The organism is Lysinibacillus sp. BNK-21 (assembly GCF_048684915.1).
GTDB classification, from domain to species: Bacteria; Bacillota; Bacilli; order Bacillales_A; family Planococcaceae; genus Lysinibacillus; species Lysinibacillus capsici.
The window spans coordinates 3,961,361-3,976,183 of sequence record NZ_JBLQTS010000001.1 but is presented as its reverse complement, the minus strand read 5'-3'; the positions used below and the strand labels follow the sequence as shown (position 1 = coordinate 3,976,183).

Below are 14,823 nucleotides of genomic sequence, written 5' to 3'. Positions count from 1 at the left end.
TGAAAAGGGAAGGGAGGTGTATTAATGGATGCTTGGTTGGATTAGTTTGCACAGGAAATTACAAGAACATGAAATATATGCCGATCCTTATATGTTGAAATTATGGATCCATTGTTTACTAAAGGCATCCCATAAAGAACGAAATCAACTAGTGGGAAATCAGGTAGTTAATTTAGAAGTCGGGCAATTCATAACAGGTAGAAAAGCACTTGCGAATGAGTTTAACAAAGGCGCTAAAGATACCCATATTATTTCAGAAAGTACATTGTGGAGATGGTTATTATTATTTGAACAGTTGCAAATGTTGAACATCAAAAAAACAACGAAATATAGCGTTGTTACTGTGGTTAACTGGTGTGAATATCAAGGAACTGAACAACAAATGAACAGCAAGTGGACAGCAGATGAACAACAGATGAACAGCAGTAGAACAGCAAGTGGACAGCAACTGAACAACAAACGAACAGCAGATGAACAACAGATGAACACAAACAATAATGTTAATAATTTTAATAATGTTAATCATGATAATAATTCAAATAACGATAACAACGACAACAATGATAATAATGAAAATAATGCTAATGAAAGAGAAAGACCGACAGACAAAGATCTTAAAGACTCTTTTCCCGCCTCTAGTATTACTAATAGCGTAAATAGAGAGGCGGTAGAAGAGACAAAAGAAAAAACAGTCGTCGGTCGGTCTGTTCCTTCTTCTGATACTTCAGATCAATTAAAACAAGTTATCAAAGCCTGTGAGTTTACTTTCGGGTCTGTAAATCAGAATGATATGGATACACTTAAGCGGTTGATTGGAATGTATAAGGACCATAGACTGATTTCGGCAGCTTTAAACGAAATGGCGCAACATGAGGATATTAGTGCTAAGTCAGTTAATGACATACCAGCACATATTGCTAAATGGCGTAGTCAAGGCATACACAGCTATGAGCAGTTAATAGCAAAGCAGGAACAAACAGCCTGATTCGTCATGAAGGTTAAAAAAGAATAGTAGAGGGGTTGAAGAAATGCCGATAGTGAGAGACGAGCATAAGTACAGCTTATATATAAATGCTTATATCCGCACATTAGAAGCATTACCGGTATATGAAGGAGCTGACCAGACTTCACACCTTCAAAAGATGGTGTACTACGGTGTGAAGGCAATAGGCACACATCCCAAATTAAAGAATTATCAAGAAGCAGTTGCATGTTTTGAATTCATATCCAGTTTAAAAACAGTTATGAGCCTTTTAACATTGCATGAGTTCATGAACATATTCCCGATTGAGAAAGTGTTTGATGGCGCTAAATATGAAATGAAGGACTATTATTCTACACTGGAAGCCATCAACGAATTAGATCTAGAGCTTCATAAGCAAGTAGGTGAAAGTATCTTGGAGTTAATCATGGAGTACATGAATGATGATATTATGAATTTCGCTGTTCAAGGTATGGTAGCCATGAGTGCTATGAGACGTTTTGATGGTCACCTAGACTTGATGGAAGAGTTTATGGCATCAGAAGGGCATAAAACACCTAACACCTTTAAAAATGATAAAGGACAAGTTTATTATGTGCAACATGGAAAGCCACAAAAAATAAAAACGAGCAAGTCGAACCACTTGCGTCTAGTAAAGGGGTGATAAGTTGTTAGCAACATTCAAATATACCGATACGGAATTGAAAAAGCTATTAGCTTCTATGATCGTGCTGATAGACACAAGAGAACAGGTCAACCAGCACATTACAAACTATTTTCAGCTTCATAATATCCCATATACAGCTATAAAGCTAGATACAGGGGATTATAGTGCTATGATTCCCCAAAATTTAGAGCTGGGGATATACCGAGACACCTACTTTCCATTCACTGTGGAACGTAAGAACAGCATTGACGAATTAGCCAGCAGCATTAAAGAGGAACGGTTCGAACATGAGTTGATCCGATCACAAAAGTCACATTTTACTCTTTTGGTTGAAGGTAGTTACTCCGACTTGGTAAACGGTAACTACAGAAGTCAATACAATCCGAAAGCATTACTCGCGCGAATCAAAACATTTGAAGCACGCTACAGCTTCTCCACCACCTTTTTGAATGATAGGCAATTTAGTGGGAACTGGATATATAACCATCTTTATTATCATGTTCGAGCCGCATTGAAAGGATAGAAATTTAGTTCTGAACGTTGGGTGTCAAATTGGGCTCTCACTAAAAAGTTAGTAACCGGACAAATCGGACATCTTAAAAAGAGAAGTTGTTAACCTTTGTTAACGTCTTTTATATAAAGCACAATTTTTCTAGTTACCAATTTGCAGAAGATGTACAGAGACATTCGGTGGAGATATAGCTTAAAACGCACAAGAAGTGACAGGAGTATTTTAAATCTAGTTTGTTAGAAAAAAATTATGAACACGAAACAGATGCTCTAAAAAGGGCAGTAAAACATGTTTTAGGGGTGATGGCATTTTGAATAGAAAATATGATTGGGATTGGATGCGAGAATATTACGCACGCTCTCAGAAAAATAGCCGTACATCGTTAAAGGATGTTTCCCAGCTCTTTGAGGTACCTTATCAAACTGTTAGAAGAGTAGCAGCAAAAGAAAATTGGATAGGCAATGTAGCTGTTTGCCGATGCGCTGAATTGATCGAATACTTTCCGAATACGGAATACCAAGAAAAATATTTGAAATTGGCTGTTTCACTAGCACATCGAGATTATGAGAAGTTGGAAGAAATGCAACGACTTGATGACTGGTTTTGAATAGTAACATTACGAAACAAACAACTTTCTTTTTGAAATTTCTTGACCGTCAAATATGACGGATAGCTTTTTACGAAAAGGAATAACGTTTTTTTGGAAGGCTACAAAACACAGGATTAAATACAATTTTCAATTTACTGGTACATGTTAAGAAATGCTAAGGTTGCAACGTTCCGAAACGGAACTCAATTCACTTTCTCAATCGGTACAGATAGTGAGATAACTTAAGGTATTTGTGATGTTAGAGCCTTGCGAAACCTAATGTTTAAACGGAGTACTCCATTGTAGTACACCAATCAACTACGACAATTCTTCGTAGTACTACCATAATGCATATCAGAAAGATTATGCATCCAAAAGTGTGCGTACTAAACGATAAAGGATGCAACCTTTTCATACGGTGGTTGCATCCTTACAGAACCAAAAATTAAATGCACCATGCTAACTTTTGCTAACATCTTTCATTATGAGGATCCTAAGGTTACCAGACTTTTTCCCGAAACGAACACCGTGAATGGGGTGATACTAATGCAACGACAAAGAGACGAATTTGGCCGCTTTGTAATAGGTAATACAGTGGCAGTAGGGAACAAGGGGAACTGTTATGCGAAATATGGAAATAAGAATGCAAAGAAGCATGGTCTATTTGCAAAAGTGCTTCATGGTCAAGAAATTGTTGGAGATGACTTGATTTTATACGCTTTTCATAAAGGTATAGCTATTCGATTTTATAAAGGTGAATGGCAGGATCATGGAGATGGTTTCACTATCTTTGGAGATAAAGCAGAGAGAGCAGCTTCTTTGCTAGGTATGCAATTTAAGCGAGTGAAGGTTAAGGGGTAAAGGACAATGACATTAGATGAACTAAAACGCCTCTTCAAAAAACAAATACCAGTCGCTTACGAATCACTGAGAGAAGCAGAAACAATGCCAGAGGGTGAGGTAAAGCGTTATAAAACATCGGCTGCTATTGAGGTAATTGAAAAGGCTCAGGGTATTCTCGAAAGTTGTTGTAACGATTTGAAATTTAAGGATGAGCTTATCCTAGCCCATAGAATCGAGAATGTGCCAAGAGAACGTACAGCCATGATTTTCTTTGATTATGTAAATACCGAACCCCAAAGGGCTATAAAAAATTTAAAAGCATTAGAGAATTTAGCGTACAAAAGACTACTTAAGCTTTTAAACGATCAGGAAGTGCATTTAGAGGATGTTTCAAACACTAGCCAACAAAGCATGGCTGATCGCTTAAAAGCGAGAGAACAACGAATGGAAGGGTGATAGCATGTTAACAGACAGCCAATTTTGGACGTATTTACAAGCACAACGAGAATTAGAAGAAATCGAACGAGTATATCAAGCAGAGCGACAAGAAGCCTATGAAGGTATTGCTCCGACGATAACTGGTTTCGATTATGGTAGTGGCCGTATCTACAAATTGGCTTGTCATGTTGAAGACTATGCTATTTACCTGGTAGAGCTTTATGAAAAACGAAATCAACGAATGAAACAAGTAAAACAACGTGTAGAAGTATTAGAAGAAGCGGTTTCCCTTCTCTATGATGATGAGAGGGCACAATACGAGGCGTGGAGGGCGAATCCTGTTGGTTTATACCCTGACGTATTAAAAACGCTGAGGGAGTGCTTGAACTACGTTTTAGAGCGTGGGCAAATCAAAGAATGTGCTCATGAAATGTCAGTGACAGCATGGGATGCTCAAATAGAGGCGATGGATGATGAAGAGCTATTCTCAGATTACTGGGATCGTGATGGTTTATTTGACGAGGAAATTAAGAAGCGACGAGAGAAAGAAAAACAGTATGGCCGAGTCGACTTATCTGGTAGAGCGTTACAGAACTATGCTGATAAGTTTACGATAAAAGACCGCTTCCGTAAGGCGATAGCGTGTTATTAGCATTGTAGGTACTATGTATGTTCTGTAAGTAACTACATAGAAAGGAGCAGCGTACATGTTTTGTGTCATTCAAAAAATACAAAAGAAAAAGCAGGATCCGTATGGCACACACAAAGAAATCATTGTCAACGAAACCAAATTTGGTTTTGTTGGTGAAGAGCCTAAGACATCATACGGTTACACATACAGCGATGAACGTTTTGAAAGACCTATATTAGACGCTTATAAAATTAGTATTCATCACAGCTATCGAGAGAATGGCAAAGTGAAAAAGAAACAATGGGTTATCTGCACCATGGGCTACTATGATTTCATAGACTCCTGGTATGGCGATCATTATATAGATTGTACATTAAAGGAGAAGCTAAATGAAATGGGCATTGATGAAGATACCTTTCATGAAATGATCAACGCTAAGTTGGAACCATTAGTTAAACAAATTGAATTGGAGTTCCAGCAGACAGAAGAATATAAAGTGAAGAAAGAACAAGAAGCGATTCTTGCAGCACATAGGGCAGCAGAAGCAGCATTTAATAAAGAATACGGTCAGGGAGAATATGAGTACTGTTATGATGTATTTGGTACGTTGCGTAATCCAGTTTACTTAGAGGAGCTAAAGGTTAAGAAAAAGGTGGAGGAAGAATATGCAAGGCGTAGTTACGAGGAAAGTTTTAAGCGTAACTACAGTAATTATTCGGGTGAGGGCAGTAGTAGTTACTACACTGCTTCACAAAGTAACTACACAGATGATGAAAAGAAAGTGCTGCATGAAATCTATCGTATGGCATCTAAGAAATTTCATCCGGATGTGTCTGGGGATGATGGTAGCAAGATGAAGTTTTTGACGAAGTTAAAAGAGCAATGGGGGTTATAAGAGAGAAGGAATATCTATAGATTTCTTCCTTCTTATTCCCTTGACGAAGACTTTGTTTTATCACAGACTAAAGAAAATTGGCAAGGGTTTACTAATTTAAAATAAATATTTTGTAATTGGAAAGGGAGAATATAATGTACTCTATAGGTAAATTTTCTAAAATATGTAACATCCCCATTAAAACAATACGCTATTATAGCGACATTGGATTACTAAAACCTTCATACATAGATCCTGTAACAAACTATCGGTATTATGACTATGACAAAATTCAAATAATGAAAAAAATTATGCTTCTAAAAAGCTGTCAATTTTCTTTAACTACAATTAACGAATTTATTAACAGTTCAGAACAAGTACAACTGAAAAATATATTAGCATATAAAATTGAGGAACTCGAGAATCGAAAAGAACAAATCTCCAAACAAATAAAAGAATTGAAACGATTAGACATGCAAATAGACAAAGAAGTTCCTATAATCCCAGGGCCTTTTCTATCCGATTGCTATATTGAAAACCGAGAGGGAATCCTAGTCTACACCATTCGTGAGAAAATAAAGGTCCAATTTATTGATGGGTTGGTTAAAAATTTATTTGATCGAGTTTACGCTTTTAATCTAATGATTACAGGGAAACTAATGGCTATCTTTCATGAAAGAGAATCGAGTCAAAAAGAGGCAGACATAGAGCTGCTTCTTCCAGTAGAAGATACGAATAAAATAGACGGCTGTAGGATTTTATCCAGTGGGATATACGCATGTATTACTGTTAAAGGCCCCTATTCGGAGTTGGATGAAGGATATAAAAAATTGAAAAGTTGGATCTTCGAACAAAATCTAACTCAGATAGAGAAAGAGGTCGAAATTTATGAAGAAGGTCTTGTACCTGCCAATTTTAATATTAGAGAATTAAGACCAGATTTAAACAGACACCCATCAGAATTCGTTACTAAAATATGTATGCCAGTAATTAAGAAGTAAAGTTAACTTATAATTTTATATAAATACAGGGTAAACTCTCCACCTACTGGAGGGTTTATTCTTTTTATATACTAATAAAAGGAGGGAATTACAATGTATCATCCGAGATTAAAAGGAGATGCTTACGAGGCAGGAAAGCATTATGCAGAAATTCTTTATAAAAATGGATTTCGGTTTCCGAACGTATCTGAAGAAAAATTAAAATTTGGAGAGGCATGCAAACATATTCTTACAGAATTTGATCCTAATATTGTGAAAGAAATACAAGGATTTGCAGAAGGCTGCCATTCTTCTTTTGAAGAAGTAAGTTCTTTTCTTTTAAGTATAGGAGTATTTGAATTGGCCGGTCAATGTAGTATTTTCTCAGCTTTTAACGGAAGAGAAATTATTATTGGTCGTAATTATGATATGCTCTTTAATCTGAAGAATTTTACAGAGTCCTCACTAGTTTGTTATGGAGGCAAAAATAAATATGTAGGTCATTCAGATTGTTTTATTGGAAAAGTTGATGGTATAAATCAACATGGTTTATTTGTAGGAATTACATCAGTTCCTCATGAGGGAATCAAGCCAGGATTGAATTTTTATTTTGCTGTTAAATATATTTTAGAAAATTGTTGTACTGTGGGAGAAGGAATAGAAGTTTTAAAAAGATTTCCAAGTTCGGTAGCTAATAACTACTTGTTAGCAGATCCCTTAGGGAATATGGCTGTTGTAGAAGTTACCCCTAATGACTATCAAGTACGACTTCCTACCAATAATTATATTCATTGTACCAATCACCATGAAAGTACATCAGTATCTGAAAGCTGGAATTGGAGCAAATCAAAAGAGCGTTTTGAAACATTAGATATACGTCTTAAAGAAAACGTCAATAAAATGACTCTTTCCATTGCACAATCAATTATGTCAGAAACCAAGGGACATGTTTGTTTAAATTTAAAAGAATATAATTTTGGTACGCTCTTCTCTGTTATAGCAAACTTAAATACATTAGATATACTTAGAGCCGAAGGTCAACCAAACAAAGCAAAATATAAATCAGATAGACGATTGACAGATGCTGTTTTAAAATAAATCCCTCTTGTAAAATAATGACATTAATCAAAAATTCGAACTGGAGAGAGACAAATATGAATTCAATTCAAGCTTCTTTTTCTTATCTTGAAGGTAACAGTTATGAAATTGGTAGACGGCAAGGAGAGGAAATAAAAAAGAATCCTAATGCAATGAATGTAATTTTATCATCTGAATCAATAGATGAAACAAAATTTAAGGATACAAAAAGACTAATTGACCAATACTGTCCTGGTTTAAATGAAGAGCTACAAGGATTTGCAGATTCATTAAATGTAAAGCCTAGTTATCTTAACTTTTTTGATGAAACTTTGCTACAACCAGGGGGATGTAGTTTAGGCGCTGTATTGCCATCTAAAACAAGTGATGGTAAAACCTATGTCCTTAGAAATTACGATTTGTCACCAGCTATATCTGATATGAGACTCTGTACAACCAAGGTAAAAGGGAAATACAGTCATACCGGGTTCTCTGTTTCTTACTTTGGTCGAAGTGAAGGTTTAAATGAAGAGGGATTCTGTGTAGCTTTTGCCTCATGTGGTATTCCAGTTGGAAAACATCCGGGAATGAAAAAGCCCATCATAAAAGGACTTCAGTTTATGGTAATAGTAAGAGCTTTACTTGAAAATTGTAAAGATGTTGAGGAAGGAATTACTTATTTAGAAAATATGCCTATTGGAACAAATATGAATTTGCTACTGGCAGATGCCGGAGGTAATGTAGCTTTAGTAGAAACTTATGATGGAGAAAAGGTTGTAGAAAGGGGCAATCCCAAATCAGGATTTTTGATTGCAACCAATCACGCTGTAATGCCAGAAATAATTAAGTTAGAAAACAGAAAACTAGAGCAATCTGAGATACGTTATAATTTTTTGAAGAATAACTTAGAAAGTAATAATTTTTTAACAAAAAAAAAATTACAACAATTAATGTTTAATGAATACCCTAATGGTATAACAGTACACAATTTCGAAGAAAATTTCGGAACGGTTCATTCTATCCTATTTAATCTTAACGACAAACAATTAGATATTTCTTTTGGTTCCCCTATAAATAATAAAATCTATAAATTAAAAGTAGGAGAAACCTTATCCTTTAATGAATTAGAAGTTTTCATTGAGAACTCAAACTATGGGCCAAACTTTTGGACGTTAATCAAATAATACTATGGTCAAAAGAAAAACACTTTCAGCTGCATGATTTGAGCTGAGAGTGTTTTCTTGTTTATTCTTTATTCGATTTTACATGAGAGATTATATCCTCTACCTCGCACTCTAAGTAATCACATAATTTGTCTACCACACTCATGGAGACATTTTCCCCTTTTGCTAACTTAGCCATTGTTGCTGGAGACAATTGAAGATCCTTTTTTATTTGTTCTCTTGTTACTTCTTTATCGATAAGTGTCTTAAAAAATGGTTTGTAATCGAATGACATAACATAATCCCCTTTCTATATACATTATAAACTAAAAGTTCATAAAGTTAAACTTTTTATTCATAAATAGTTGACTTGATATTCATTAAGTTGTATTATTAGTTCACAAAGTTGAACTTATAGTTTAGAGACATTTAGTAACCATCAATGGTTAGTCGGTGAATGGACTAGAAATAGCCGACATGCTGTAAAAAAAGGAAGGAGAGATGAACCATGCGAGAACAAGCATTGAAAACCATCTCACAACGCAATGAGTACATTCACAACAAAATTAAGCAACTGGATCAGGTGAAAGATGCTCACAAGTATACACGCCGTTTAGCGCGCATTATTATGTACCACAAGCTGTTAACCGATGTTGAAGTGGCTTACATTCACCATCGCTTGCATGATGTGTTTGGAAATTTAAATTTGAAAGGAAGTGATAAGACTTGAAAGTAACAGGTAAAGAGTGGGGGACTATGTCAGATCGCAACAAGCAATTACTTTTAAATGCAGTAGCAACTAAATAAAAATTGTATAGATAGTGAATGCATGAAGCAACTAACAGACCAGGAGCACCAGCAATTAGCACGAGCAATGATAAAAGGCTATATGAAGCAACTAATACAGCAAATTAAATAGCAATAGAAAGCGAGGAATATAAGTAATGGCAACGAAAAAACCTAACTACTTTATTCGTAGCAAGTACGCAGACGGACATGTACTACTGGAAGCGGTGCACGTTGAAACTGATATAGTTTTTCATAACTATCAAATTATTGCCGAAAATGAGCAAGATGCGAATCTCACAATAGAAGCCTACAAGCGTTTTATGTCTAAAAACGACAATGCTTTACGCTTTATGGCGTTGCATTTGGTGGATATTTTAGAAGTGGATTATAAAGGAAAATCTGCTAATGAAGTAGCATTTTTAATAGTAGCTAAAATAAAAGAATCCGATATACGAGGGGAGCAATGATAATGAAATTACGGCAGTTCGTGGTAGAAAATTATCGTGTTTCGTTACATTACAAAGCTGGTATAGCAAAGGTGGCTTTAGGAAGTACGGATAACCACTTTGCGGTGCATTGCTATTGTATACAAGTAGAAGATATGCGTGAAGCGTTTATTTTGTATCAGGCATATAGTCGATTCATAGAAAGTCATTATGTTTATGTTTTACTAAATTTTGCGATACGTGAGCATTATGGGGCGGAAATAGTTGGATGTTATTTGGATGTACTAACTTCTGAAATCCAGACAGTAGTACAACAAATGAAAGAGGTGCAAGCAGATGAGAAATATTAAAAATATTGATTTTATGGAAGGTTCAAACATAGCCATTTTAGAGGAATATTGTACAGATCGTTGGAACGCGTTGGCTGAACGTACTAACACAAAGTCATTCATTCGTATGACTGGTAGACAACCGGTGAACTATGAAGAAGTGCAAATGTGGGTGAATGGATTATCAGAAGGGAAAGAAAAAGCCGCAGCGTTGGCAGACGCTACAGCTCAGAATTGATTATGCCTTTCGATAGTAAGTCGGTAAGTTTATTGTATCAATAACAAGTACTTAAATTGGAGCGTGGCGAAATGCTACGCTTTTTGTAATGGTAATTGGTGATAAAAAGTGGTAGATTTTAAAAAAGTAAATGTAGAGACTTAGATTAAATTTCTAATGATTAATAATGTGAGAAAAATAAATGCAATAAGGAAACAGTGTATACTGTATAAAATTCGACCGCTCCTATATGTTAATCATTTAGTTTGTTTTTTATTGCTTTCATGATTTGATCATAAGATATATTATTTGTTTTACATAAATTCAATAAATTATCCAATTCTACTTCAATATCTTTAGGAAGTTGTATTGAATTATAATTTATAAATTGTTCGGGTACTTCAACATCGAATTCTTTTGCTTTTTGTTTAATAGCATTAATAATTATTTCATAGTCTTGGGGACCGTTTATAACAAGAGCTCTATTAAAATCAATTAATTGATAAATCCCCTGAGTTGCTTTTATAGATTCTGATTCCTGAGGAGACGGACAAAAAAGTACACGATTTTGATTTATAGAAAATTTAATTGTATGTTGTGTACCACCTTCGATTGGAGTTTGTACTGGACAAACTGCTAAAGAAAGACCGCTTTGAATTCGGTCTCGTTGTACAAATGCTGACTTAAATGCTCTGGCACCCAGAGGATATTCAGATAATAACAAACCATTATTAGTTAGTATTTGTTGAGCAAGATGTTTGTTTTCTGCAGGGTAAATACTATCAAGCCCACTTGCTAATACGGCGATAGTTTTTCCATTAGTAGCTTCTAACGCACCTTCATGTCCAGCGGTATCAATTCCAACTGCCAAGCCACTTACTATTGTATATCCATTATTAGCAAATAATCTTGCTAATTTCTTGGCAGCCAAATATCCTTTCTTTGTAGGTTCGCGCGTTCCTATAAAAGCTACCCTTGCATTGTCCTTTAGTAATTCTTTATTCCCTTTTGCATATAAAACAATAGGGGGATCATCTATATTTCTTAAAATAACAGGGTAATAATCTGAACTTATATCAATAGGATAGATATTATTATTTAAATGATTTTCAATCATTTTTTTTGTGTTTATTTTATTTAGTTCTATTTGTTCATTGTTGAAAATTGCATCTAAAATACTACTCTTTTTAATAATTTTAGTTAAATTATCTTGGTATGAATTTATATTTTCTAAAGTTAAATCTGGACATTCTTTATATATTTTGAAAAGGGTTTTATTACCCAGTCCCTTTATATTATTCAAGATAAACCAAACTATGTTTTCCACAATATCACTCTCTTTCTACAGTTTGTCCTATAGCTAATTTAACTACATGATTAGCCCCTGCATCTAGTAATAATTGTTTACATGCATCTAAAGAGCTTCCACTAGTTGTAACATCATCTATTAATAATACTGAAGTATCCTTTATTATATCAGCATTTATTACTTTTATAGACTTAAGATGAACAGCAACATTTCTAGGTCCGCCTTCTGTAGCTTTTGGGATAGTGACAGTTCTTTTTAAACAAGAAGTTGCATCTATCCTATTATTAGCAAGTTTTTTAGCAAGAAAACGTATCCCTGTATCGATATTTTCCTTATCTGAGGAAGGAACGACACATATTGATATTTTTTTTTCTAATTTTGGATTTAATATATCATAAAAATCTTGTATTGCATTCGGCTTACCTTGTTTTAAATCCAATATTGGACCACAACCATGTTTCTTGAATTCGGGATTCACAGTACCATCGTCAAGTCTATAAGGGTAATACTTTTTTAAATGCCATCTCCTATTTAGTTTATCATTATTTTTTTTAAAAACGGCATCATAATTAGTATTTAACAAATTATCTAAGTGGTTGTTTAAAGTAGTGACATTATTAGCAGTCAATTCCGCCCCATTTTCTATATGTTGTGATTCTGAACTATCTCCCCAAGTAACCCCAATCGAAAATATTTCAGCGCGTGCTGCTGCATAAGTATCATTATAGTTATCTCCTATACAGATTGTCTCTGTAATATCTTTATCTAAAATTTCTAAACATTTCAGTAGAGGTTCTGACTCAGGCTTATGTTTAGTAGTATCGTGAAAAGCTACTAAGGCATCGTAATTAATAGAATGATATTTTAACAACTTTTCTGCATAAGATCTTGGAGAATTGGTTACTACACCAATATAATAACTATCGTGTAAATCATTAGGATTAAATATTATATCTGTTTTATCGAGGTTTTGATAACAGCTTTGCCAATCTTTTTTGTTTCTGTATTGCCTTAAATCTTCTGTGTCAATTAAGGTATTATCTAAGTCGAAAATTATAGTGCTAAAATTAGTCATAATTTACCTCCGGATATTGTTTATAACCATTTTAGTAAATTAGACTCAAAATTGGAATGATAAGTATGTGATAGATGAGATAATAAATTGCTTTTAAATAACATTTAAAAGTGGTCCTAAAGTTGAAAAGATATGATTAAGACTCATTATGACTGGATTAAGGAGTTTATAATGTAATTTATTCTTTTGTGAATGAAAGCAAAAAGTTATTGAGGTTTTGTACAGTGCTTATGGCTTATGATTAGGTGAGAGGTGAATATATTGTTATTCAAAGAATATAGACGTTCACGAATAGAAGCTTACAGTTATAACATTTTATTAAAAACACTTCAGGATTTATATGATAATGAGTTAGATGATATGTTAGTCTACCCTAAGGATATTCCGAATGAAGAATATGAGAACGGGAGATTGCTATTGATTTTTAGTGAAAAGAATCTAATTAAAGTAACTTTTAATGAAGATACTATTGAAGTAAGACCTATTAATTATGTAGATGTGAAGTATTCATTTCGTATGAATTCTGGGTTATCAAAACATGAGGAACTGGCGCTAAATATTGAAAATGAGGAAATTTTATTAAATCCATCAATTGATTTTTCACCTTATCTTCAGTCTAATCATCCTAATATTGTCATTTTAATCTACAAGTTTTTATCAACTATATAATAAATTAAAAAATTAGGTTAGGTTCAAAAATATACTTCTTTTGAGGAATTGTCCCTACTTAAGATCATATTTAATTATTTTTAGCAATAACTTATAATTTTATTAGGAATCATAAATAATTCGAAGCAGGCGGATTGATGAATAGGTTAGAATTGTATAAAGAACTATACTTTAAAGAATTAGAGCGTAAGGAACAAATATCAGCAAGGTTACAATGGATAATAAGTTTTTGGTTAATAGTAATGGGTGGAATACTGTTTAGCTTAAACAATATTCATAAAATAGCTTCAGATATGAAAATATACTTTTTTGTATTAATATTTGTTTCTTTACTGGCTATGCTAAGATCAACTTTGTACATAGGCTTTTGTCTGTGGGGCAAAACAATAGATTATTTACCCAGCCCTAAAAGTATAGAAAGAGAATACGAGAACCTGGTAACGCATTATGCCGGTTATCCAGAATATCAGGGTGAAATAGAAAAAGTGTTTGAAAAACGGATGATGGAAATATTTAATGAATGTTCAACACTTATTACTAGAGTCAACGATACGACAATTACTAAGTTAGTAAAATCCACTCAATCCATGCTTATAGCTGCTATATTACTATTGTTAAGTTTCAGTTTTATGCTACCAGACTTTTTAAAAGGTGAAGAGCCTATAAACAAAGTTGAGATAATTAATGGTTCTGATTTAAAAAGTGATGAATGGATTAAATTAAGAATAAAAAGCGAGGAATAGATTATGTCGAATAATGAAAATCGTAGCACACCACCACCACCGCCACCGCCTTCAAGTTTAAGACCAAGGCCGTTACATGAGAACGCTACAAGAGGCAGTGATAAACCAACCGGAAAGAGTCAATCTAACAAATAATTGGTTAAAAGTATATTAAAAAGCTTTTTTTAAAATAAAAGGTACCCCATAAGATAGAAACTTAAAAAAATCTATCCTATAGGGTACCTTTTATTTTAAATGGGAAAAATATTCTCAAGAGAAATTATTGAAGATGCTTGTTTAGATGTTAAATATAGCTATAAAAATAATGGAATTTATATAATAAACTGGTGAGTGTAGAAGGTTTACAACATACATGTAAACAATTTCAGGAAGACCTTCTGAATGTGAATGGTGGTCATTGTAAGAGAAATTGAAGAGATTGGAGGTAAAAAACGTTTATCTAATGCATTCACAATCTAATTGAAGGGCATTTTATGATGTATCACATTCAT

20 protein-coding genes are annotated in these 14,823 nt (G+C 33.9%); 17 read left to right on the top strand and 3 right to left on the bottom strand.

Going from position 1 to position 14,823, the window contains the following annotated elements; genetic code table 11:
• Window positions 1-28 precede the first annotated feature (28 nt).
• The 11 genes from ACMGGO_RS20060 to ACMGGO_RS20010 all read left to right on the top strand — a co-directional run bounded on the left by ACMGGO_RS20060 (window position 29) and on the right by ACMGGO_RS20010 (window position 8,776).
• Window positions 29-985 (top strand): hypothetical protein, encoded by a 957-nt coding sequence (locus ACMGGO_RS20060; protein WP_420282170.1) that lies wholly within the window; start codon window positions 29-31, stop codon window positions 983-985.
• 43 nt (window positions 986-1,028) lie between these two features.
• Complete coding sequence (locus ACMGGO_RS20055; protein ID WP_420282169.1) at window positions 1,029-1,646, top strand: hypothetical protein; 618 nt, start codon at window positions 1,029-1,031, stop codon at window positions 1,644-1,646.
• A gap of 58 nt (window positions 1,647-1,704) precedes the next feature.
• A complete protein-coding gene (locus ACMGGO_RS20050) occupies window positions 1,705-2,172 on the top strand; it encodes an ERCC4 domain-containing protein (protein ID WP_420282331.1) in 468 nt (155 codons plus the stop codon).
• 298 nt (window positions 2,173-2,470) lie between these two features.
• Window positions 2,471-2,767 carry a hypothetical protein gene (locus tag ACMGGO_RS20045; RefSeq protein WP_420282168.1) on the top strand — a complete coding sequence of 99 codons (297 nt, stop codon included), beginning with the start codon at window positions 2,471-2,473 and terminating at the stop codon, window positions 2,765-2,767.
• A gap of 528 nt (window positions 2,768-3,295) precedes the next feature.
• Window positions 3,296-3,610 (top strand): hypothetical protein, encoded by a 315-nt coding sequence (locus ACMGGO_RS20040; RefSeq protein WP_420282167.1) that lies wholly within the window; start codon window positions 3,296-3,298, stop codon window positions 3,608-3,610.
• 6 nt (window positions 3,611-3,616) lie between these two features.
• Window positions 3,617-4,048: a hypothetical protein gene (locus ACMGGO_RS20035; protein ID WP_420282166.1), complete on the top strand. Its 432-nt coding sequence runs from the start codon at window positions 3,617-3,619 to the stop codon at window positions 4,046-4,048.
• A gap of 4 nt (window positions 4,049-4,052) precedes the next feature.
• Window positions 4,053-4,682, top strand: a complete 630-nt coding sequence (locus ACMGGO_RS20030) for a hypothetical protein (protein ID WP_420282165.1) — start codon at window positions 4,053-4,055, stop codon at window positions 4,680-4,682.
• 55 nt (window positions 4,683-4,737) lie between these two features.
• Window positions 4,738-5,556, top strand: a complete 819-nt coding sequence (locus ACMGGO_RS20025) for a hypothetical protein (protein WP_420282164.1) — start codon at window positions 4,738-4,740, stop codon at window positions 5,554-5,556.
• Between the two features lie 134 nt (window positions 5,557-5,690).
• Complete coding sequence (locus ACMGGO_RS20020; protein WP_420282163.1) at window positions 5,691-6,536, top strand: MerR family transcriptional regulator; 846 nt, start codon at window positions 5,691-5,693, stop codon at window positions 6,534-6,536.
• A gap of 93 nt (window positions 6,537-6,629) precedes the next feature.
• Entirely contained in the window at window positions 6,630-7,613 is a 984-nt protein-coding gene (locus tag ACMGGO_RS20015) for a C45 family autoproteolytic acyltransferase/hydolase (RefSeq protein ID WP_008179078.1), read from the top strand.
• Between the two features lie 56 nt (window positions 7,614-7,669).
• On the top strand, window positions 7,670-8,776 hold the full coding sequence (locus ACMGGO_RS20010; RefSeq protein WP_420282162.1) for a C45 family autoproteolytic acyltransferase/hydolase: 1,107 nt from the start codon (window positions 7,670-7,672) through the stop codon (window positions 8,774-8,776).
• Between the two features lie 61 nt (window positions 8,777-8,837).
• On the opposite strand, the gene ACMGGO_RS20005 is transcribed toward ACMGGO_RS20010, so the two are convergent.
• On the bottom strand, window positions 8,838-9,050 hold the full coding sequence (locus ACMGGO_RS20005) for a helix-turn-helix domain-containing protein (RefSeq protein WP_008179076.1): 213 nt from the start codon (window positions 9,048-9,050) through the stop codon (window positions 8,838-8,840).
• A 213-nt stretch (window positions 9,051-9,263) separates the two neighbouring features.
• Here ACMGGO_RS20005 and ACMGGO_RS20000 point away from each other — a divergent pair, with 213 nt between their 5' ends.
• From ACMGGO_RS20000 to ACMGGO_RS19985, 4 genes are all read left to right on the top strand, one after another.
• Complete coding sequence (locus ACMGGO_RS20000) at window positions 9,264-9,485, top strand: hypothetical protein (protein WP_420282161.1); 222 nt, start codon at window positions 9,264-9,266, stop codon at window positions 9,483-9,485.
• A gap of 214 nt (window positions 9,486-9,699) precedes the next feature.
• Window positions 9,700-10,011 (top strand): hypothetical protein, encoded by a 312-nt coding sequence (locus tag ACMGGO_RS19995; protein ID WP_420282160.1) that lies wholly within the window; start codon window positions 9,700-9,702, stop codon window positions 10,009-10,011.
• Between the two features lie 2 nt (window positions 10,012-10,013).
• Window positions 10,014-10,340 (top strand): hypothetical protein, encoded by a 327-nt coding sequence (locus tag ACMGGO_RS19990; protein WP_420282159.1) that lies wholly within the window; start codon window positions 10,014-10,016, stop codon window positions 10,338-10,340.
• A complete protein-coding gene (locus ACMGGO_RS19985; protein ID WP_420282158.1) occupies window positions 10,327-10,557 on the top strand; it encodes a hypothetical protein in 231 nt (76 codons plus the stop codon). Before ACMGGO_RS19990 ends, ACMGGO_RS19985 begins: the two co-directional genes overlap by 14 nt.
• Window positions 10,558-10,789: 232 nt before the next feature.
• Here ACMGGO_RS19985 and ACMGGO_RS19980 read toward each other — a convergent pair whose 3' ends face one another.
• Window positions 10,790-11,863 (bottom strand): DNA-processing protein DprA, encoded by a 1,074-nt coding sequence (locus tag ACMGGO_RS19980; RefSeq protein ID WP_420282157.1) that lies wholly within the window; start codon window positions 11,861-11,863, stop codon window positions 10,790-10,792.
• Window positions 11,864-11,867: 4 nt separating this feature from the next.
• Window positions 11,868-12,920: an HAD-IA family hydrolase gene (locus tag ACMGGO_RS19975; RefSeq protein WP_420282156.1), complete on the bottom strand. Its 1,053-nt coding sequence runs from the start codon at window positions 12,918-12,920 to the stop codon at window positions 11,868-11,870.
• 261 nt (window positions 12,921-13,181) lie between these two features.
• Here ACMGGO_RS19975 and ACMGGO_RS19970 point away from each other — a divergent pair, with 261 nt between their 5' ends.
• Together ACMGGO_RS19970 and ACMGGO_RS19965 are read left to right on the top strand one after the other, a co-directional pair.
• The gene (locus ACMGGO_RS19970) at window positions 13,182-13,589 is read left to right on the top strand and encodes a hypothetical protein (protein ID WP_420282155.1); all 408 of its coding nucleotides are present in this window, start codon (window positions 13,182-13,184) and stop codon (window positions 13,587-13,589) included.
• A gap of 137 nt (window positions 13,590-13,726) precedes the next feature.
• Window positions 13,727-14,332: a hypothetical protein gene (locus tag ACMGGO_RS19965; protein ID WP_420282154.1), complete on the top strand. Its 606-nt coding sequence runs from the start codon at window positions 13,727-13,729 to the stop codon at window positions 14,330-14,332.
• Window positions 14,333-14,823 lie beyond the last annotated feature (491 nt).